Annotated in this window: 22 protein-coding genes and 1 pseudogene; 16 read left to right on the top strand and 7 right to left on the bottom strand. The window is 26.9% G+C overall.

Annotated features, from left to right (window positions below; all coding sequences use genetic code 11):
• Window positions 1-20 precede the first annotated feature (20 nt).
• From IC174_RS16340 to IC174_RS16300, 9 genes and pseudogenes are all read left to right on the top strand, one after another.
• A complete protein-coding gene (locus IC174_RS16340) occupies window positions 21-902 on the top strand; it encodes a FliM/FliN family flagellar motor switch protein (protein ID WP_227483430.1) in 882 nt (293 codons plus the stop codon).
• 2 nt (window positions 903-904) lie between these two features.
• Window positions 905-1,279: a FliM/FliN family flagellar motor switch protein gene (locus IC174_RS16335; RefSeq protein WP_413926673.1), complete on the top strand. Its 375-nt coding sequence runs from the start codon at window positions 905-907 to the stop codon at window positions 1,277-1,279.
• Between the two features lie 31 nt (window positions 1,280-1,310).
• Window positions 1,311-2,681: a tetratricopeptide repeat protein gene (locus tag IC174_RS21460; protein WP_227483429.1), complete on the top strand. Its 1,371-nt coding sequence runs from the start codon at window positions 1,311-1,313 to the stop codon at window positions 2,679-2,681.
• A gap of 113 nt (window positions 2,682-2,794) precedes the next feature.
• The gene (gene htpG / locus IC174_RS16325) at window positions 2,795-4,735 is read left to right on the top strand and encodes a molecular chaperone HtpG (protein WP_227483428.1); all 1,941 of its coding nucleotides are present in this window, start codon (window positions 2,795-2,797) and stop codon (window positions 4,733-4,735) included.
• Between the two features lie 307 nt (window positions 4,736-5,042).
• Window positions 5,043-6,173 carry an iron-containing alcohol dehydrogenase gene (locus tag IC174_RS16320; RefSeq protein ID WP_227483427.1) on the top strand — a complete coding sequence of 377 codons (1,131 nt, stop codon included), beginning with the start codon at window positions 5,043-5,045 and terminating at the stop codon, window positions 6,171-6,173.
• 211 nt (window positions 6,174-6,384) lie between these two features.
• Window positions 6,385-7,407: a spore photoproduct lyase gene (gene splB, locus IC174_RS16315; protein ID WP_227483426.1), complete on the top strand. Its 1,023-nt coding sequence runs from the start codon at window positions 6,385-6,387 to the stop codon at window positions 7,405-7,407.
• 312 nt (window positions 7,408-7,719) lie between these two features.
• Window positions 7,720-8,631 (top strand): helix-turn-helix domain-containing protein, encoded by a 912-nt coding sequence (locus IC174_RS16310; RefSeq protein ID WP_227483425.1) that lies wholly within the window; start codon window positions 7,720-7,722, stop codon window positions 8,629-8,631.
• A gap of 14 nt (window positions 8,632-8,645) precedes the next feature.
• Entirely contained in the window at window positions 8,646-9,062 is a 417-nt protein-coding gene (locus IC174_RS16305) for a DUF3788 domain-containing protein (RefSeq protein WP_227483424.1), read from the top strand.
• 362 nt (window positions 9,063-9,424) lie between these two features.
• Window positions 9,425-9,796, top strand: a pseudogene (locus IC174_RS16300) (hypothetical protein); the annotation flags it as partial.
• A gap of 563 nt (window positions 9,797-10,359) precedes the next feature.
• Here the strand turns inward: IC174_RS16300 and IC174_RS16295 are convergent.
• Both IC174_RS16295 and IC174_RS16290 read right to left on the bottom strand, forming a co-directional pair.
• A complete protein-coding gene (locus IC174_RS16295) occupies window positions 10,360-11,340 on the bottom strand; it encodes a CPBP family intramembrane glutamic endopeptidase (RefSeq protein WP_227483422.1) in 981 nt (326 codons plus the stop codon).
• 154 nt (window positions 11,341-11,494) lie between these two features.
• Window positions 11,495-11,887, bottom strand: coding sequence for a winged helix-turn-helix transcriptional regulator (locus tag IC174_RS16290; protein WP_227434699.1), 393 nt, complete (start codon window positions 11,885-11,887; stop codon window positions 11,495-11,497).
• Window positions 11,888-12,028: 141 nt separating this feature from the next.
• On the opposite strand from IC174_RS16290, the gene IC174_RS16285 reads away from it, so the two are divergent.
• Complete coding sequence (locus IC174_RS16285) at window positions 12,029-12,424, top strand: pyridoxamine 5'-phosphate oxidase family protein (RefSeq protein ID WP_227483421.1); 396 nt, start codon at window positions 12,029-12,031, stop codon at window positions 12,422-12,424.
• Window positions 12,425-12,829: 405 nt separating this feature from the next.
• Window positions 12,830-13,036 (top strand): hypothetical protein, encoded by a 207-nt coding sequence (locus tag IC174_RS16280; RefSeq protein WP_227483420.1) that lies wholly within the window; start codon window positions 12,830-12,832, stop codon window positions 13,034-13,036.
• A gap of 69 nt (window positions 13,037-13,105) precedes the next feature.
• Here IC174_RS16280 and IC174_RS16275 read toward each other — a convergent pair whose 3' ends face one another.
• From IC174_RS16275 to IC174_RS16255, 5 genes are all read right to left on the bottom strand, one after another.
• Window positions 13,106-14,476 carry an MATE family efflux transporter gene (locus IC174_RS16275; protein ID WP_227483419.1) on the bottom strand — a complete coding sequence of 457 codons (1,371 nt, stop codon included), beginning with the start codon at window positions 14,474-14,476 and terminating at the stop codon, window positions 13,106-13,108.
• 367 nt (window positions 14,477-14,843) lie between these two features.
• A complete protein-coding gene (locus IC174_RS16270) occupies window positions 14,844-15,053 on the bottom strand; it encodes a helix-turn-helix transcriptional regulator (RefSeq protein ID WP_021382875.1) in 210 nt (69 codons plus the stop codon).
• Between the two features lie 5 nt (window positions 15,054-15,058).
• Window positions 15,059-15,370, bottom strand: a complete 312-nt coding sequence (locus IC174_RS16265) for a DUF6442 family protein (protein ID WP_227434703.1) — start codon at window positions 15,368-15,370, stop codon at window positions 15,059-15,061.
• A 213-nt stretch (window positions 15,371-15,583) separates the two neighbouring features.
• A complete protein-coding gene (locus IC174_RS16260) occupies window positions 15,584-15,829 on the bottom strand; it encodes a hypothetical protein (RefSeq protein WP_227483418.1) in 246 nt (81 codons plus the stop codon).
• Complete coding sequence (locus IC174_RS16255) at window positions 15,819-15,995, bottom strand: hypothetical protein (RefSeq protein ID WP_227434704.1); 177 nt, start codon at window positions 15,993-15,995, stop codon at window positions 15,819-15,821. The genes IC174_RS16260 and IC174_RS16255 overlap by 11 nt, the downstream gene beginning before the upstream one ends.
• A 327-nt stretch (window positions 15,996-16,322) precedes the next feature.
• Here IC174_RS16255 and IC174_RS16250 point away from each other — a divergent pair, with 327 nt between their 5' ends.
• From IC174_RS16250 to IC174_RS16230, 5 genes are all read left to right on the top strand, one after another.
• Complete coding sequence (locus tag IC174_RS16250) at window positions 16,323-16,757, top strand: helix-turn-helix domain-containing protein (protein WP_227483417.1); 435 nt, start codon at window positions 16,323-16,325, stop codon at window positions 16,755-16,757.
• A 224-nt stretch (window positions 16,758-16,981) separates the two neighbouring features.
• Window positions 16,982-18,076: a helix-turn-helix domain-containing protein gene (locus tag IC174_RS16245; protein WP_227483416.1), complete on the top strand. Its 1,095-nt coding sequence runs from the start codon at window positions 16,982-16,984 to the stop codon at window positions 18,074-18,076.
• Window positions 18,077-18,080: 4 nt separating this feature from the next.
• Complete coding sequence (locus IC174_RS16240; protein WP_227434707.1) at window positions 18,081-18,281, top strand: PLD nuclease N-terminal domain-containing protein; 201 nt, start codon at window positions 18,081-18,083, stop codon at window positions 18,279-18,281.
• Window positions 18,278-19,198: an ABC transporter ATP-binding protein gene (locus IC174_RS16235; RefSeq protein ID WP_413927201.1), complete on the top strand. Its 921-nt coding sequence runs from the start codon at window positions 18,278-18,280 to the stop codon at window positions 19,196-19,198. Before IC174_RS16240 ends, IC174_RS16235 begins: the two co-directional genes overlap by 4 nt.
• Complete coding sequence (locus tag IC174_RS16230) at window positions 19,195-19,953, top strand: ABC transporter permease (RefSeq protein WP_227483414.1); 759 nt, start codon at window positions 19,195-19,197, stop codon at window positions 19,951-19,953. Before IC174_RS16235 ends, IC174_RS16230 begins: the two co-directional genes overlap by 4 nt.
• Window positions 19,954-20,209: the final 256 nt, after the last annotated feature.

The raw sequence follows: 20,209 nt of genomic DNA, 5'->3' as shown, positions 1-20,209 counted from the left end.
ATGTAAGGTGAGGAATATTCATGTATGATATGAAAGATTATGATTTCGGCAAACCTCAGAGTTATTCAAGAGAAAATTTAACTTGCTTAAATTTTTTATTAGCTGAATTCTGTAAAAAATATAAAAACTATATAGTTTATGAACTTAAGTGTAATTCTAGTATGGTGGTTGAGAATATAGACCAAGTAAATTATCAAACTTTTTTAGATAAAGTGACATCTTCATGTTTAGTAGTACAAAATTCGATGGAACCTATTATGAAAAACTTTTCTTTTAGAATAGATAGAAGTGTAGCTGATATGTGGATTGATATAACATCTGGAGGAAATGGAGTTACAATAGATACTAACAGAGAACTTACAGAACTTGATAAGAAATTACTTTTACATCTTATGGAGGATTTAGTAAGAAATATGCATTTATTTGAAGGCTTTGAAAACATACAAGTGTTAGATACACATACACATATTAATTTACCACAATTGTGTTCACCAACTGCACCTGTATGTGTTGTAGATTTAAAAGTGCTAAATGATAATAAGCATATTGGTAATGTTTCACTTTGTTTCCCATACAATGCTTTAGAGGCCGTTTTGGAAAATATTTCTGTAGTAGAATTTTTAGATATGGATGCAGGGGATAATTCAGAGGAATTCACTAAGAAAATCTATGATAGTGTATCTAATATAGAATTATCAGTTATTGCAGAGATAGGTAAAGTATCAATTAATGTTGAGGATTTACTTAAACTAGAAGTTGGAGATGTAATAGTAACAAATAAAAAGATAAATGATTATATAGATGTATATGTAGAAAATTCAAAATCATACACAGCAACACCAGGATTTATATCAAGTAAAAAGGGTGTGAAAATAAGTGATGCTGTCAAAAAAGAGGTGTAGTTATGGATAATAGTAATCTTATTTCAGATGAAGAAGCAAAAATGTTACTGAATGATAAAATTGAAAAAGAAATTAGTGGAGATGATGAATTAGCTTTAGAAATTTCTGAAACTAATAGAAATAATATAGATAGAATACTTGACCTTAAGTTAGAGTTATCTGTAGTTATAGGAAGAACTAAGATGAGTTTGAGAGATATTTTAAATCTAAATAAAGGTTCTCTTATTGAACTTGATACTTTAGCAGACCAAGATGTAGAAATACTAATAGACAATAAAGTACTGGCTTATGGAAAAGTGGTAGTGGTAGACTTAAACTTTGGTGTAAAAGTAACAAGTATAGTAAGTGAAGAGGACATGGTAAAATCTCTTGTTTAGAAACAAAATCAATTAATACTTATGGCATGAGGTGGTATTTATTTTAAACTTAAATGATGTAAAGAAAGATATATTAAAACTCAATAAAAAAGACTCATGTGTTCTATATAATGAATCTATCGATAATATAAATAATAATTGTATATCAAGTGGATTAAACTTTTTAAAAGAAGCAAGAGATTTAAGCCCAAATGATGTAGATATTTTAAATCTTATAGGTCTTGTAAACCTACTAAAATGTAATTTTGATGAGGCTGTAGAAAGTTTCTATAAGAGTTCCCTTTGCGAAAAAACTGCTCTGTGTGAAAAGTATATAAATATGCTTACATCTGAGGAGTTTTTAATTTTCTTTGAAAAATATAATCAGCTTATAAGATTCATAAATAAAGGAATGTACAAAGAAGCTATACAAGGTTTTAAATTTATAACTGAGCAATATAGTGACTTAATAGAGCCTTATGAGTTACTTGCTTTGATTTATGATAAAGAAGAAGATTACATAAAATTTGATGAATGTTTAGAAGTTTTAAAAAGAATTGATAAAGAAAATCATTTATTAAACCAAGAGAATAATATATTAGATACATATAATAAAAAAATTAAAAGTAATGCAGACGTAGATATTTATGAAAGTGAATTTTCACATAAAAATATTAAACACTCTAAATTTGATGGAACTAAAGATGTTGTTAAGAAAGATAATATAACTGAAAAACAGAAAAATTTAACTTCTAATGAGAAAAAAAGTATTAAAAAAAATAAATATCTACATTTAGCAATAATATTAGGTATATTATTAATAGGACAAAATATATATAGCTCTTATAAGATGAATAATTTAAAAAATCAGATGTCTGAAAACACTAGTGTTAAAAATGAAGAAAAACTAAATTCTATCTTAAATGATAAAGAAAATAAGGATAAGACTTCTAATGCAAATAATAATGATAGAAGTGATGACAAAGAAGATGTAAATTCTGAAAAAAATACTGTAGACAATGAAAGTGATAAAAATACTGATTTATTTACAGAAGATGAATTGATGTCTAAAGCGAATAATTTAAAGAAGGAAAAGAAAACCAAGTCCTCTATACAATTATATAAAAAGGTAGTAGATACTGGTGAAAATAAAGGCAATACATCAGAGGCAACTTATCAAGTAGCTATTCTTAGTGAAAAATTAAAAGACTATAATACTGCTGAAGAATATTATAAAATGTATGTAGAAAATTACTCAGAAGAAGATGCCTATTTTGATGAATCGTATTATAATTTAGGTATGATGTATTATAATAAAGGTGATTTAAAAAACTCTAAATTGACATTAAAAAAACTAGTTAATAAGGTTCCTAATAGTATGTATAATAACTCAAAGGTAAAGGAAATTTTAAAAGAGGAATAAAAAAATAACTAAGAAAAATAAATTATTTTATTTTAAAATAATTTGTTTATAATATATTGACATACTATTTTAAAAAATTTAAAATAGTAATTATAAAATGAGGAGGGATAAAAATGGAGTTTGAAAAAGGAAGTATTTCAATTCATACAGAAAATATTTTTCCTATAATTAAAAAATGGTTATATTCTGATAAGGACATATTTATAAGGGAGCTTATCAGTAATGCATGTGATGCAGTAAGTAAACACAAAAGACTTATATCATTAGGAGAAATATCAGAAAATAATCCATCAGATTATAAAATTACTGTATCTGTAAATAAAGGTGAGGGTACACTTAAATTTATTGATAATGGAATAGGTATGACTGAGGAAGAAATAAAAAAATACATAAACCAAGTTGCCTTTTCAGGTGCAGAAGATTTCTTTAATAAATATAAGGATAAAATGGAAGAGTCAAATGACATAATAGGTCATTTTGGGTTAGGATTTTATTCTGCATTTATGGTGTCTAAAAAAGTACAAATAGATACACTTTCATATATGGAAGGAGCAACTCCTGTAAGATGGATATCTGAAGGTGGTACAGAATATGAAATATCTGAATCAGATAGTAGACATGACAGAGGAACTACGATAACACTATTTATTGATGATGATAGTAAGGAATTTTTAGATGAATTTACTGTAAGAGGAATAATAAACAAATACTGTTCTTTCCTACCAGTAGAGATATATTTAGAAGATGTTGAAAGGTTAGAAAGAGAAGCTAAGGAAGCTGAAGAAAAAGCTAAAAAGCAAAAAGAAGATGGAAAAGAAGAAGAAGTTATAGATGCAAAGGTAATTGAACCATTAAATGATACTAATCCTTTATGGCTTAAATCTCCAAAGGATTGTACTGATGATGAGTATAAAGAGTTTTATAGAAAAGTATTCAATGTATTTGATGAACCTTTGTTTTGGATACATCTAAATGTTGATTATCCTTTCAATTTAAAGGGTATACTTTATTTCCCTAAATTAAAAAATGAATTTGAATTGACAGAAGGAAAAGTAAAATTATATAACAATCAGGTCTTTGTAGCTGACAACATAAAAGAAGTTATACCAGAGTTTTTACTTTTATTAAAAGGTGTAATAGATTGCCCAGATTTACCACTAAATGTATCAAGAAGCTTCTTACAAAATGATAGAGATGTAAGTAAAATTTCTAAACATATAATTAAAAAAGTAGCAGATAAGTTAAAATCTCTTTGTAAAAATCAAAGGGAAGAATACAACAAGTTCTGGGATGATATACAAATATTCATTAAATATGGTTGTTTAAAAGATGAGAGCTTCTATGAAAAAGTGAAAGAATGTATATTATTTAAAACTATTGATGATGAGTATATAACACTTCAAGATTATTTAGAAAAATGTAAAGAAAAACATGAAAATAAAGTATTCTATGTAAGTGATAAAGAGCAACAATCACAATATATAAAATTATTTAAGGAATATGACCTAAATGCTGTGGTATTAAATTCATCAATAGATACTCATTTTATTTCATTTATGGAATACAAAGAAAATGGTGTTAAATTCAACAGAATAGATGCAGACCTTTCTGATGTATTAAAAGACAAAAATGAAAATAAAGATAGTGAAGAAAATAAAGAAGAGATAGCTAAGATAGAAGGGTTATTTAAAGAAGCTGTCGGAGAAAGAGTGAAAAATTATTCTGTAGAGGGATTAAAAAACGAAGAAACTCCAGCTATGATTTTAGTATCTGAACAATCTATTAGAATGGCAGAAATGCAGTCAAGATTTGCTGGAATGGATTTAGGAATGAGCTTTGAGGAAGAAAAGACTCTTGTAATAAATGAAAACAGCCCGATTATCAAAAAATTAGTTTCTCTTAAAGATGATGAAGAAAAGAAAGATAAAGTAGCACTTATATGTAATCAAATAGCTGATTTAGCTTTACTTTCTAATAAAGAATTAAAGCCAGGAGAATTAGATTCATTTGTACAAAGAAGTAATAAACTTATGAATATGTTAATAGAGTTATAGACTTAAAATATAGGAAAATAAAGTTTAAAAAATTTGTATGATACAAAAATGAAAAGAGTTGTCTTAAGATGATTGAAATTATCTTTAGATAACTCTTTTTTATTTTTATAATTTTTAGTTAAGTTTTAATCATTTAACGGTACTTCAGCAAGAAATATATTTGATTAAATAGAGTTAACTTGATATGAAATAAAATAATACATATAATTAAGTAAAAGATTATTTTATAAATTATGTTTCAATACATAATTATACTTTTATTAAAAAATAAAGTTATTACTAAAGTAGAAAAATAGGAGGTTTTAGCATGAATTTTAATTATAGTTTGCCAGTAAATATTTTATTTGGAAGAGGAAGAATTAATGATGTAGGAATAGAAGTATCTAAATATGGTAAAAAAGTATTAATTGTAACTGGGAAAAACAGTACAAAGAAAACAGGGTTACTTGATAAGACAATAGATTTGCTAAAAGGTGCTAAAGTAGAATATGAAGTTTTTGATAGAGTAGAGCAAAATCCTCTTATAACTACTATATATGCAGGCGTAGAAGCTATAAAAGAAACTGGTTGTGATTGTGTTTTAGGTCTTGGTGGTGGAAGTATAATGGATGCAGCTAAAAGTATAGCTTTTTCTTATAAAAATCCAGGTGATTTAAATGATTACATATTTGGAATTAAACAAGGTGAAGAGGCCCTACCTATAGTTTTAGTTCCAACAACATCAGGCACAGGTAGTGAAGGGAATTGTTTTGCAGTGCTTACAAATTCAGATACTAAAGATAAAAAATCTATAAAAAAGAATAGCATGTATGCAAAAGCCTCAATAATTGACCCAGAGCTTATGGTAACAATGCCAAAACATATAATTGCATCAGTTGGATTTGATGCACTTGCTCACAACATAGAAGCATATCTTTCTAATGGAAGAAATCCTCTTGCAGATGTACAGGCTATCTATGGGATTGAACTTATATCAGAAAGCTTAGTAAATGTATACAATAATTCTGATGATTTAGAAGCTTGGGAGAAAATAACACTTGCAAGCACTATTGGTGGGATGACAATTGGTACAGCTGGAACAACTCTTCAACATGGAATGGAGCATCCTGTAAGTGGTCTTAGAGATGTAATGCATGGAAAAGGGCTTGCAGCTTTAACACCAACTATTGTAGAAAGTTCATGGGATAGTGATATTGAAAGGTTTGGAAATATATCAAAACTATTGGGTGGAACTTGTGCAGAAGATTGTTCAGGTGCAGTTAAAAATTTCCTTAAAAAGATAGATTTAGATATAAAGCTAAGTGACTTAGGTATTGTAAAATCAGATATTGATTGGTTAACTGATAACTGTATGAAAATATCTGCTGCAAATATTAAGAGACATCCAAAGACTTTTAATAAGGAACAAATAAGAGAAATATACTATAAATCTTTGTAAATTAAATTTATAAATTAAATTTTAGATAAAAATTGGTTGTGTTAGTTGTTATAAGTAAATAAACTTGTAATTAGTTAATGCAAAAAAATAAATTTATCTCAAATGTTTATTTTACTTTCTGATAAATAAAGAAACTTAAAAAGGGGAAGATTAACTAAGTAATATTTTATAAAAATCTTCATTTTAAAAACTTTAAGTAGAGGTGAAATAAATGTTTAATCCTAAAAGAATAATATTTGAAAAGGGTAGCTTAGATACTAATATTGGGAAAAACATATATGATAAATTTAAGGATAAAAAAGATGTAGAAATAATTAAGATATCATCAAATAGGGTTAAGGAACATATCCCAGGAGAAAATCTATATGAACAATATAGAAATGGAAAACAAACAATGGTAGTTGGCACTAGGAAAAGCTTAAAATTTCAAACATGTAAACCTTCTGCTAATTATCAACTACCACTTGTCAGTGGATGTATGGGAAGATGTGAATATTGTTATTTAAACACACAACTAGGTGATAAACCCTTTATAAGGGTGTTTGTAAATATAGATGAGATACTTGAACAAACAAAGAAGTATATTGAAGATAGAAAACCACAAGTAACCATATTTGAAGGAGCAGCTACATCAGACCCTGTTCCAGTAGAGCCATATACTAATTCATTGAAAAAGACAATAGAGTTTTTTGGAAAAGAAGAAAAGGGAAGATTTAGATTTGTTACTAAATACAGTGATGTAGATAGCTTGTTGGATGCTGAGCATAATAACCATACAGAGATAAGATTTAGCATAAATACACCTAGAATTATAGATGGACATGAGCATTATACAGCTTCTGCAAAGAAAAGAATAGAATCAGCTGTAAAGCTTGCAAAAGTTGGATATCAGATTGGATTTATAATAGCTCCTGTGTTTTTATATGAAGGTTGGGAAGAGGAGTATAGAAGTCTGATTAGAAGTATAAAAGAAGCTCTTCCAAAAGATTTTGACAGAAAAATTATATTTGAAGTTATATCTCATAGATATACAACTAAAGCTAAAAATAGAATATTAGAAATTTATCCAGACACATTATTGCCAATGGAAAATGATGATAGAAAGTTTAAATATGGTCAATTTGGATATGGAAAATATGTATATACTAAAGAGCAGTTGGATGATATGAAGGAATTTTTTAGTAAAGAAATAAATACAGTGTTTAAAAACAATTTAATAAAATATATAATATAGCAAATCTTCAAATAAGATTTGCTATATTTTATTTTTACTGCAATACTTTATGTTTACAATAAAATATTGTAATTGTCATATAGCCTATTATTAATATTACAATATTTAACATAGAGTAGAGAACTAATAACCACTTATGATATTACTTAGAAGTGGGAGAATACTTGTCTAAAGACAAGTTAAATAAGTTTAAATAATCTTGTTGGTAAGTATTGTAAAGATTAAAAAAGGCACTGTATATCAAGAAGAATTTTTATGATTTTGATAATATAAATATAGAAGCTTAAGATAACTATAAGGAGGAATTATAATATGCATGCATGGGAATCCATTCAAACTACACTAGAATTGATAGAAGAAAGGTTATCAGAAGAAATATCTATTGATGATTTAGCAAATGCAGCTAATTTATCACCATTTTATTATCAACGATTATTTAAAAGGTTAGTTAATAAGACCGTAATGGAATATATAAAGCTTCGTCGCCTTGCAAAAGCTTCTGAACATTTAGCAGAACATAAGAATCGTATACTTGATGTAGCCTTAAATTTTGGATTTGAAAGTCATGAGACATTTACACGTGCTTTTAAAAAAGCATATGGATTAACTCCAGAGGAATATAGAGCAAATCCAGTAAAACTTAATCAATTTGTTAAGCCAGAATTAATTTTAAATTATATTATGGTTGATGAAGGTGTGCCACTGATTGCTGATGATATAGTAATTGAAGTAACTCGCAGAAGATTGAGTAACCCAAGGACTTTTATTGGAATAGAAAAAGAAATACCTATTTGCCAGTTGATGGGTGGTGAGACAACTGGCATAGCGATAGCAAAGGAATTATGGATGAAACTTGGAAGTCAAAAACACAATATACCAAATAAAATCCCAGGTGGAAATGAATTTGCTGCTCTTTATATGGGAAGTGCAAAAGAAGGTAATTGTATGTATATGGCAGGTATAGAAGTGGAGCCAGGTACATTGGTGGAAGGATATAGTATTTTTGAGTTACCTGCTAAAGAATATTTAGTGTGTGGATTTGAAGCAGAAAATTTTAATGAGTTAGTTGATTCAGCTGTTTTTAAAGCGGATAAGTTTATGGAAAGATGGATGAAGAATCATAATTTAATAGCCACTGATTTTGCGATTGAAATGTATTATCCTACTACACCTGAAGTGGCATATATGGAACATTGGACTATTCCAGTGTCTATTGAACAATAGAAAGGGTGATGAATATGGATTGGCAAGATACATTTTTCCAAGATAATAAACCAACCTTTGAACAAATCAAAGAATTTATTAATAGTCCATTGTGGGACAAGCTAAATAGTATATTAAGTTCAACATATAGTGTGGAACCAAAACTCGAGTATAGCAAATGTTCAATGCAAAGAGGTTGGAATGTAAAATACAAAAAAAGAGGAAAGTCATTATGTACCTTATATCCTCAAGAAGGTTCCTTCAAAGCTTTAGTCATTGTAAATGAAAGTAATAGAGTTGAGGTTGACTTATTTATTAACACTTGTTGTGATTATATAAAGCAATTGTATAATGAGATAAAATTCTTTAATGGAAGTAAGTGGTTAATGATTCAAATAGATAGTATGTCAGCATTAAATGACACACTTGAGCTTATTAAATTTAGAGTTTAATATATAAAACAGGGTGACTTATATACTCATCCTGTTTTTATATATTAACTTTTAAAAAATATTTAAAATATAATATGGTAGATACACCATTTCAAATTCTTAATTATTTTTCTAAGCAATATAGTTTTAATTTTATCATCTATTAATTGTAATATTGAAATTATTTAGTTTTTTATAAAATTATAATTTAAACTAAAAATTTTTGTAAACGTACTATAAATGGCTCAATCAATATAAAAGTAATTTAGAACTTGAAAACATTAAATTAGCAGCTTTGATAACTAAGATATATGAAGAAAAGAATGGGTTTTTTTTGCTCTTTAAGGATGACTCTGCAGTTAAACTGAGAGTATAAACTTAATGTCAATCACAAGAGAGTGTACAGACTAATGAGAGGCGTAGGTTTAAGGTCTGTTTGTAGAAAAAAGAAATTCAGTTATGTTAAATGTAAACCAGAAGTAATCGCTGGAAATGTATTAAGTAGAAAATTTAGTGCAGATAAAACCTATCAAAAATGGTTAACAGTTAAATTAACCAATGGGACGAAGGCCTATTTAAGTGCAATTCTAGATTTAGGCGATAGAAGTATAATTTCATATGTTATTGGAAAATCAAATAACAATAACTTGGTGTTCGAAACTTTTGATAAAGCAATAGAACTATATCCAAATGCAAAACCTATTTTTACATGTTTTAACTGTATAAAACAGTGGGTACAGTTCACGAAAGAGTAGCTTTAGTTTTGAACTAAAAGTTAAGTTCAAAAAGAATAATCAATAATTTCTGGACTCTACTCTACAACAATAAAGTATAGTCCTTCTTGATTTTTATTATACCACAAAATGTAAAATAACGATTAGATTTTGAAGAGCTACTTCTATATCCATATTTAAATTTATGAAGTCCTTTATTAGATTGATTTTTGCCGATTTAACTGTTCTATATAAATTAAACTAAGAAATTATTTTACTTAAAATAAAGTAAGGTATGTATTATTTTTATTATACCATAAAACATAAAATGGCTATTTTTAGATTGATATAAATATATAATAATCTGTTTTAGATAAGAATGAGCTAAAAATTAAATGTAGAAATATTATTTTAAAAACCACTTTTTTACATCTAATGAAAAGTGGTTTTTAAAATGAGCAAATTATTAAAATTTACATAAAAAGTAATTTTATTTTACTTATATACCATAAGGACTACTCTTATATATATTAAAACAGGTATTTTATCAATATTATGGACAAATATAAAAAGCCTCTATGTCTAGAGATTTACGTATTTATAGACTAGTTAGAACTTTCATCATAGTTATTAGTTTTGTACTCTCTAGTAAATAAGAATGGTAAAAACAATATAGCATCAACTAGAATACTCCATAATAGTGATTCTAATGTAAATATAGATTCGGTACCTCCTTTAAGTATAATATAAACATTGTTATTTACTAAGTGGATTAATATTGGTGCCCAAAGGTTTTTGGTCTTCATATAGGTATATCCTAAAAATATTCCTATAAAGGTACAATATGATATATGGGAAATAACACAATAAAATGGGGTTTCGGGACTGTACAAAGTGACACAAAGAGGAAAATGCCAAATTCCCCATATAAAACCTAAAATTAATACACCAAATTTTTTGCCATAAATCTTTTGTAGTCTAGGTTGAAGAAAGTATCTCCATCCAAATTCTTCTCCAAAAAATAAATTAAAACCAAAACATAAATTTATAATTATATTTATAAATACTGTGAAAAATTTATTTACAATATTAATTGATAAACCTTCTTTATCAATAATACTTCTAACTATAATTAATATCAAGAATATTAATAGAATACCTAAAACTTTTTTGAAATTTTTACTTAAAGATAAATTTAAAACTTCAAATTGAAATTCATTGTAAAGAACAACCGCTAAAAGATAAAAAGATGTTAATGTATCTATTGTTGAAGAAATAATACTACTATGGATTAAAAATGTTTCAGCTATAGATATTACTATTCTCACAATTGTAGTTATAGCAAAAAACTTTAAAAATTTATCCACTGTTGAATCAAACTTGTAATTAGAAACTTTTTTTAGAACAACAATTGCTGAAAATGCAGGAATATACATAAATAATACAGAGAAGCTTGATATAAGTTCACTATTATTTGGTTTTGATATTGACCAAAATAAAAATATTGATGTAAAAGCAATCAGTAAAAAATTTATTAATAAGAAATAGTTTATTTCTTTTTTTATAATTTTGATATTATTTGACATATTAATTCCCCTTATCTTAAATTTTAAAATTATATATAATAACAAATTTTATATAGAAATAAATATATATAGCAAATATTGAAAACTAACAAAAATATTTTTATATATTATTAAAGAACTAAAAAAAAGTTTGTAATGATTGTATATTATATGATTAAGTTATTTTTCGACATTCCTTACAATTAAGTCCGCATGTGTTTTTCTCCTGCATATTAATAGCGCCCCAATTAGCAAACTGTCGCAAAATAGGTACAATACTTTTACCTTTATCCGTTAATGTATATTCAACTTTTGGAGGAATTTCATTGTATTGTTTACGATGAACAATACCATCAGACTCTAAATCTTTTAATGATTGAGCTAGCATAGTATTTGTAATTCCATCTAATTTTCTTTTTATACTACTATACCTAATTGGATTATCAACTGCTAACATACATATAATAGGCAATTTCCACTTTCCACCAACAATATCTAATGCGTAACGTATAGGGCAAGTTAATTCTTCAGCATTTTCAGTTATATTATTTTTATTATACAAACTCATTTTAATTCACTCCTCAATTCCAATAGTATCTTTTTTATACTTTATCAGAAAAAACTGCATACTTGTTTTTTTCTTATTTTATATTAAAATTATATCAAAGGATAATCCTTAATACAAGTATTTAAAAGGGGTGTAGTAATTATGAAAGTATTAGAATTTTTGAACAAAGCAGGAGTTTATTATTTAGCAACAGTTGATGAGAACAATCAAGCACATGTGCGTCCTCTAGGATTTGTTATGGAATATGATGGCAAACTTACATTTTGCACATCTAATCAAAAAGATATGTTTAAGCAACTTATTTTTAATCCAAAGGTTGAGCTTTGCTGTATAGACCAAAAACTTAATACTCTACGTATTTTGGGTGAAGCAGTATTCGTTACATCAAAAGAAACACAAGCTAAGGCACTTGAAATAATGCCAAGTTTAGGTCAGATGTACTCTGTAGGAGACGGTAAGTTTGAAATATTCTCTATTGATAAGGCAAAAGTTAGTTGTTGTTCAATGAGTGGTAAAAAGATTGATGTAGAGCTTTAATTATAATAGAATCGACATTCATATTGAAAATGAAGAAAACGCTATTACTGAAATGTCGATAAATTTAACTTAAATTCAATAAAAAAGATTTTTAAATAGTGAATGTATAAAAATATTTAGTTATTAGAGTTGTATTTCAACAATGACATATTGTCTTGAATAATTACATAATAAAAATAAGAACAATTAAAATTTGTTTTCTGATGAAGTAAACTTTCTTTAAAAAAATATTTTAACTACGAGTGACTTTTCTTAAATATGAAGAAAATATGATAATTATAAAAAATTGCTACTTATTATTTGTATATTTTTTCATATAAATAATAAGTAGCATAACTTTATAAATTAATAGTGATAGAATATAAACTAATAGATAAGATATAATTTTAAAAGGAGTGATATAAAATGAGCAAATATAGTTCTTTATGGGAATATGTCAAGAAAAATAGTAATCAATCATTTAAATTAACTTTTGAAGAAATAAAAGATATTGCAGGAATAGAGATAGACCATTCGTTTTTAAAATATAAAAAAGAATTAAATGAATATGGATATCAAGTAGGAAAAATCTCTTTAAAAGAGAAGACTGTTATTTTTAATAAAATTGATTAATATATTAATAATTACATATAATAAAATAATTTGTATTGACTAACATTAAAATTAAAAATAAAGTAAATCTTATATAAGACTTACTTTATTTTTAGTTGATGCCTTTTTAAGTTTTATACTATAAGGTATATATAAAACTGCACCTATTAAAAATGTTATAATTTCTGTTACTGTCATAGACCATATTAGCCCATCAAGTCCATAAAAATAATTAAGCAATATTACTATAGGTATATACAATCCACCTTGGCTTATAGACATTATACCTGTTTCAATGCCTTTTCCTGATGCTTGATATATTGTCATAAATAAAGATGTAACTCCATTGAATAAGGCAGATACTAACATAGCTACCAATACATACGTTCCTATTTCAATAACTGACGTATCAACTGAGAATGTTTGTATTACTTGAGTTCTAAATATATAAACAACTCCTGAAAATACAACTGCGATTACAAATATGAATAAAGCAGAATACTTTATACTTTCTTTTAAACGAGGTATATTCTTATTAGAAAAATTATATGCTATAAGTGGCATTACACCTAAAACAATACCCATAACAAAGAATTCTGGAATTTGAGCAATTCTAAGTGCTATACCAAAACTAGCAACTATGTTATTTCCATATTGCATAGAGTAGTTATTGGATAATAATGTAGTCACAATTAAGAAAGAGCATTGGATTAATTGGGATACACCAACTTTATATATTTCAACTTGACTGTTTATGCTGATTTTTATGTAATGTAAAAACCCTCTAAGGTTCTCGCTTTTAACATTTAAATACCAAACATAATAAGCACTAGATGCAATGTTAGAAAGTATCATTGATAATGCAGCACCATACACATGCATATTAAGAACTAGTATAAATAAAACATCTAATATGATACTAACTATTACACTTATAAACATACCATACATAGATTCTTTTGATGCACCTTCAGACCTTACAATTTGTTCAAGAGAGAAGTTCAATATAATAGAAAATCCGCCAACAAATAGTGTAATTGCATATTGTTTTGTATATTCAAATGTAGTCATATCGGAACCTAATAATCTAATAATAGGATTCATTAGTAAGTAGCCAATTAGACCTATCAATAGACCTGTTATAATACTTGCATAAAAAGTATATCCAGCAATTTTCTTGGCTTCATCACTATTATTTTGTGCAATTAGCCTAGTTATGAATGTACTACCACCAACGCCAAACATATTTCCAAAAGCCATTAGAATTGTAAATATAGGGAGTCCCAATGTTATTGAACTAAGCATAGCTGTGTCATGAACTAAACCTATAAAGTAGGCATTAATTACATTATAGATAGTTCCAGCTGACATTCCTATCATCATAGGAATAGATAAATAAAGAATAGTTTTTTTTATTGGTTCTTCTTTTAAATATTTAATGTTTGATTTTTCATTTTCCATGTTATCCTCCTAAATAATATGATTTATAATGATAAGGCACCTTATGAAATATATTATACAGGTACCTTAATAATTTTGCAACATGTTTATTAAGGTACCTGTATATTTATTTTATATTTAGACAACATATGGATTTAAAAATGAGGTTTTTGAAAATAGGAGTTATTTTAATGAATATGGAATGTAGGGTATTAAAGAGATGTATAAGACTTTAAAATAAATAAAAGAGTAAAGTGATAAGATAATAAATATCTAACCATTTACTCTTTTTGTTTTATTTATTTAACTCTTTTTATTTTGAGTTTTAGAAGTGAATAAAATATACAATAACTATGGTTTCTTTTATATTTTATGACTACAATACATTTTATTCAAAGTAAAATAAATCTTCAAATTTTTTATCTAGAGCTATACATAAAATAAGTGCTAATTTTGCTGTTGGATTAAACTGACCTGTTTCTATTGAACTAATAGTGTTTCTTGACACGCCGACCATTTCAGCTAGCTGACTTTGAGATAATTTTTTCTCTGTTCTTGCTATTTTTAAGTGATTTTTTAATATTAATTCTTCATTCATATTGCTTACCTTAATGATGATAAAACAAAATTAGTTAATGAGAATATAGTTGTAATTAAGAAACCAATAGCCAGAATTAAATTCTTTTTTTCATGTGTGAATTGGTATTTTGCTATATTTTCAGCAAGGCCAAATGTCCAAAATAAAGCAGATACTGCATCACTCTTTTGTCCAATAAAGGCGTTAAATATTACAATGAAAGCGAAGACACATATGAAAATTGAATATCCTATTTTTCTGCCTTTATTTTCAATATACTCTAATCCTTCGTCTTTAGTAGATTGACGACTCTTACTTAAAATTTCTTCTTTATTCATGTAAGATACCTCCTATTTGGATGCCAAGTTTACTTGGTACTTTTATTATACTTATGACAAGTTTACTTGTCAAGAACTTTGACAATAAAACTTGAAATGAGTATAATAAAAATCAATAAAAAAAGACAAACTTAATTAAATTAAGAATGTCTTTTTTATTGAAATACTATAATAATATTCTATTGAACTAATAACAAAACTTCAATTTAGAATCTAACATACAGTCTTTATTATCTTATCAGGGACACCTGCAACCACAGTATTTGGAGGTACATCCTTTGTGACTACTGCTCCTGCAGAAACAACAGTATTTTCACCTACTGTAATACCTGGCATAATCATTGCTCCTGCACTTAACCAAGCATTCCTCTTTATAACTATGGGTGTAGACACAGTGGAATGTCTTTCTGAGGGCTCTAAAGGAGGGTTTATTGTTATAAGATTTACCTTAAGGTCCAATCAGTACATCATCTGCAATCGTAATTCCACTTCTATCCATGAATGTACAAGCATGGTTAATAAATACATCCTTTCCAACTCTTATATTTTCTCCAAAATCTGTATAAAATGGTGGTATTAAATATAGGCTTTCATCAACATTAACACCTGTAAGTTTAGAAAACAATTCCCTTATTTCCTTTTTAGTATGATATGATTTATAAACTGTACAATATCTCTACATAAAACTCATTATGTTTTACTCAATTCTTAAATAGAGTATACTACTTGGAGTTGACTACAACACAAGCCTTTTTTATTATTTAAGAATAAATAATTAATTTTTATTAAAAAATCTATAATTAAATATTAATATTAGTATTGTTCATATAGAATGATTCATCATGTATGTAAATTAAAGTTTACATATTTCAAACTTTGCTTTGTAGAATCATTGAGTTTAATACTTTATAATTGAAATATAATTATTTTTACCTTGAAAGGAGTTTAATATATGAATTTAGGAGACAAGATTACAAAACTAAGAAAGAAATATAATTATTCTCAAAAATTGTTGGCTGAAAGACTAAATGTATCTAGACAAACTATTAGCAAGTGGGAATTAGGGCAAGCTAAGCCAGACTTAGAAAATATAAAAAATATATCAAAGCTATTTAATATTACTTATGATTACTTAATCGATGAAAGTAATTTATGTTCTAAAGATGTAACTGATAATATTAGTAAGGATGTTGACTGGACAAAAGCATGGAGCTCTAAGTATCCTATTTTAGAAACATATGTTAACATAGAAGGGATAGAAAAGTATCAAATAGCTATTGAAGAATTATATTCAAGATTTGAAAAGGAATACAGGATGAGCAATGAGAATAATGTACTCATATTAAAAGATATTTTATACAAGACGTTTAAAAAACATGATAAATAAAAAATATATTTGGATATATTCATATGTGGTTTTGTATAAAAATGTGGAAATGATTGGAATAAATAAAAAATTATATAAATTGAATTTAAAAATATATTTAAGCAGGTATCTAAGATACCTGCTTATTTGTTTCTCTATGGTTGATTTTTTCATCAAAAGTCAACTTCAAATCGCTTGTTAGGTTTATGTATTTAAGGATATAATTATACAAAGGAGGCGTTGATATGAATGAATTAAACATTGCAAAAACACTAATTTTAAAGCGTAAAGAAAAAGGAATTACACAAGATGAACTTGCAAATTATATAGGTATCTCTAAAGCTTCTGTGTCTAAATGGGAAACTGGGCAAAGTTATCCTGATATCACTTTTTTACCACAACTCGCGACATATTTCAACATTACAGTTGATGAATTAATTTGCTACGAACCACAAATGATTAAGGAAGATATTAATAAACTATATCAGCGATTGTGTAAAGATTTTACTGTTAAACCATTTGATGAAGTTATGGATGAAATAAGAGAAACCATAAAAAAATATTATTCATGCTTTCCTTTGATTTATCAGATGGGTATTTTGATAATTAATCATTATGACCTTGTAGATGAAAAAAAACGTGAACTATTAATTAGTGAAGCATTAGAAATTTTTATTCGAATACGAGAAACAAGTGATGATATAGAAATTTGTCGTCAGTCAAAAGGTATGGAGGCAACTTGTTATATCTTGTTAAATCAACCTATAGAAGTTATTGATTTATTTCAAGATAGCAATTTTCCCATGGTAAATGAAAGCATACTTCTTGCACAGGGACAAATGATGAATGGTCAAACTAATGAAGCTAATGAAACGTTACAGATTGGAGCATATCAGAATCTTACATTATTAGTTCAAGATTTAGTGGGACTTCTGCAAAACTCAGATAAATCACAAATTGAAGAAATAGAAAGACGTATTTTAATAATTTCAGATACATTTGACCTTAATGAATTATCTCCTGGTGTTATGTTTTCTGTATATTTGACTCAGATACAAATGAATTTAATACATGGAAATACTAAAGAAGCTATTAAGTCGTTACAAAGATATGTAGATTTGGCAATAAGTGATATATATCCAATTATGCTACATAGTGATGACTTTTTTAATCATATTGATTGCTGGATTTCTGAGATTGGAACAGGTATTACACGTGATGATACAATTGTAAAGGCAGGTATTGTTGCTGCTATTAAGAATAATCCTATGTTCTCTGTATTAAATGAGAACAAAGAATACAGATTTCTTATAGAAAAATTATCTTTATTGGAGGAATAAGATTATGGAAAATTTAATGGAATATCTACCACTTTTACTTCCTGTTATTATTTTAAATTTAATACTTGTAATTACTGCACTTATTCATATAATAAAACATCCAAATTATAAAATTGGTAATAAGGCAATATGGATTATTTTAGTGCTATTTATAAGTATAATAGGTCCAATTTTGTATTTCACTATAGGAAGAGGTGATGAATGATGAATATTGTTTCAATAAATGGGTTATCAAAAAGTTTTGGTAATCGAAAGATAATAGATAAGCTAAATCTTACTGTACCAGAAGGGTCAGTATTTGGATTTGTAGGTAAGAATGGTGCAGGCAAGACTACAACAATGAAAATGGTGCTTGGGTTACTTGAAGCAGATAGTGGAACTATAAATGTTTTTGGTGAGAAGGTGACTTATGGAAGAACAAGTTCTAATCGCCATGTAGGTTATCTACCTGATGTTCCAGAGTTTTATAACTATATGAGACCACTTGAATATCTTTCTCTTTGTGGAGAAATCACAGGGCTTTCAAAACAAGAAATAAAGTTAAGAAGTGAAGAGTTGTTGACACTTGTGGGACTTGGAAATGAAAAGAAACGAATAGGTGGATTTTCTCGTGGAATGAAGCAACGTCTTGGGATAGCTCAAGCATTACTTTCACGCCCTAAATTACTTATTTGTGATGAACCAACAAGCGCACTTGACCCTGTTGGGAGAAAAGAAATATTAGATATTATGTTTAAAATCAAAGACTCAACAACTGTAATATTTTCAACACATATACTGTCTGATGTTGAAAGAATTTGTGACCATGTAGCTATATTAAATAACGGAAGCATTGCTCTTAGTGGTACACTTTCAGAAATAAAAAGTATGCACGGAAAAGATAGACTTTTATTGGAGTTTTCAAGTAATGATGAAATCCAAGCATTTAAGTCTAGTAGTAGCATTAAATCCTTACTTAAAGATTCAGAAGAGACTAATATGGAAATTATTTTCCATGGTAAAGATATAAAATCAATACAACAAACAGTCATATCTACACTTGCAGAAATGAATCTTTGTCCAATAAAGATGGAATTAATAGAATTGTCACTTGAAAATTTATTTTTGGAGGTAGTAAAGTGAGAGAATACATAGCATTTACAAAAAAAGAATTTGTAGAGAACGTAAGAAATTATAAATTATTTAGTTTGATTATTTTATTTTTGATATTTGGAATAATGAGTCCTCTTTCTGCTAAATTTATGCCAGACTTGATTGCTCATTTTGCCCCAACTTTAAAAGTTACTGCTCTACCAACTGCTTTAGATTCTTGGACACAGTTTTCTGGCAATATTTCTGGTCTTGGAATGAGTTTAACTCTAATTATTTTTTGTAATATTTTATCAAACGAATATTCTAAAGGGACACTTGTCATTATGTTGACTAAAGGATTGTCACGTTCGTCTGTAGTATTGTCTAAATTTTCTATTGCAGTAATTATTATGACCATTGGTTTCTGGTTGAGCTTTTTATGTACTTATGGTTATACAATGTATTTTTGGCCAACTGCAAATCTTAATCATGTTGTATTTTCAGCATTTAACTTATGGATAATTGGTATTATGTATATTACTATATTAATTCTTGGATGTGTACTATTTAGACCAGCATTTGCAAGTGTATTACTTGTATTAGTAGTAACTCTTGTTTTGAGTTTAATTTCTATTCCTAAACAGGTTGCACCTTATACGCCTAATTTCATATTATCAAAAAATATAGATTTGATTTCAGGGAAAGTGACGGCTCCAGAATTTATTATTCCAATCATTGTAACAATCATTATTTCAATAGTGTGTCTGTTATCAGCTGTTATTTTATTTAATAAAAAACCAGTTTAATTATATCTTTATTATAAATGTAAATAGCACTATATTGTGTAAAAATATACTTAGTAATATATAAGAATATATCTAAGTAAAAAAGACTTGAACTTAAGTTTCAAGTCTTTTTTTGTTTTAGTCGTACTCATTATATTTTATAATAATTAAATTATTAGCTTAAGGAATTGTTTAAAAATAAAAAAGGAGATAGATTATAATCTAGTGATTATCAGTTATTTAAGATATGCTATAGTATATAGAGCCTAAACTAATA

It is taken from the genome of Clostridioides sp. ES-S-0001-03 (assembly GCF_020676075.1).
In the GTDB taxonomy this organism is placed as follows: domain Bacteria; phylum Bacillota; class Clostridia; order Peptostreptococcales; family Peptostreptococcaceae; genus Clostridioides.
The sequence above is the reverse complement of the archived record's forward strand: the minus strand, read 5'-3'. Positions and strand labels throughout refer to the sequence as shown.

Excerpts from the sequence above, each read along its gene's own strand:
- IC174_RS16295 (WP_227483422.1), bottom strand. The coding sequence starts at position 11,340 with ATGTCAAATAATATCAAAATTATAAAAAAAGAAATAAACTATTTCTTA.
- IC174_RS16245 (WP_227483416.1), top strand. The coding sequence starts at position 16,982 with ATGAATGAATTAAACATTGCAAAAACACTAATTTTAAAGCGTAAAGAA.
- IC174_RS16320 (WP_227483427.1), top strand. The coding sequence starts at position 5,043 with ATGAATTTTAATTATAGTTTGCCAGTAAATATTTTATTTGGAAGAGGA.
- IC174_RS16305 (WP_227483424.1), top strand. The coding sequence starts at position 8,646 with ATGGATTGGCAAGATACATTTTTCCAAGATAATAAACCAACCTTTGAA.
- IC174_RS16290 (WP_227434699.1), bottom strand. The coding sequence starts at position 11,887 with ATGAGTTTGTATAATAAAAATAATATAACTGAAAATGCTGAAGAATTA.
- IC174_RS16275 (WP_227483419.1), bottom strand. The coding sequence starts at position 14,476 with ATGGAAAATGAAAAATCAAACATTAAATATTTAAAAGAAGAACCAATA.
- IC174_RS16285 (WP_227483421.1), top strand. The coding sequence starts at position 12,029 with ATGAAAGTATTAGAATTTTTGAACAAAGCAGGAGTTTATTATTTAGCA.
- splB (WP_227483426.1), top strand. The coding sequence starts at position 6,385 with ATGTTTAATCCTAAAAGAATAATATTTGAAAAGGGTAGCTTAGATACT.
- IC174_RS16270 (WP_021382875.1), bottom strand. The coding sequence starts at position 15,053 with ATGAATGAAGAATTAATATTAAAAAATCACTTAAAAATAGCAAGAACA.
- IC174_RS16335 (WP_413926673.1), top strand. The coding sequence starts at position 905 with ATGGATAATAGTAATCTTATTTCAGATGAAGAAGCAAAAATGTTACTG.
- IC174_RS16310 (WP_227483425.1), top strand. The coding sequence starts at position 7,720 with ATGCATGCATGGGAATCCATTCAAACTACACTAGAATTGATAGAAGAA.
- IC174_RS16250 (WP_227483417.1), top strand. The coding sequence starts at position 16,323 with ATGAATTTAGGAGACAAGATTACAAAACTAAGAAAGAAATATAATTAT.
- IC174_RS16280 (WP_227483420.1), top strand. The coding sequence starts at position 12,830 with ATGAGCAAATATAGTTCTTTATGGGAATATGTCAAGAAAAATAGTAAT.
- IC174_RS16240 (WP_227434707.1), top strand. The coding sequence starts at position 18,081 with ATGGAAAATTTAATGGAATATCTACCACTTTTACTTCCTGTTATTATT.
- IC174_RS16340 (WP_227483430.1), top strand. The coding sequence starts at position 21 with ATGTATGATATGAAAGATTATGATTTCGGCAAACCTCAGAGTTATTCA.
- IC174_RS16235 (WP_413927201.1), top strand. The coding sequence starts at position 18,278 with ATGATGAATATTGTTTCAATAAATGGGTTATCAAAAAGTTTTGGTAAT.
- htpG (WP_227483428.1), top strand. The coding sequence starts at position 2,795 with ATGGAGTTTGAAAAAGGAAGTATTTCAATTCATACAGAAAATATTTTT.
- IC174_RS16265 (WP_227434703.1), bottom strand. The coding sequence starts at position 15,370 with ATGAATAAAGAAGAAATTTTAAGTAAGAGTCGTCAATCTACTAAAGAC.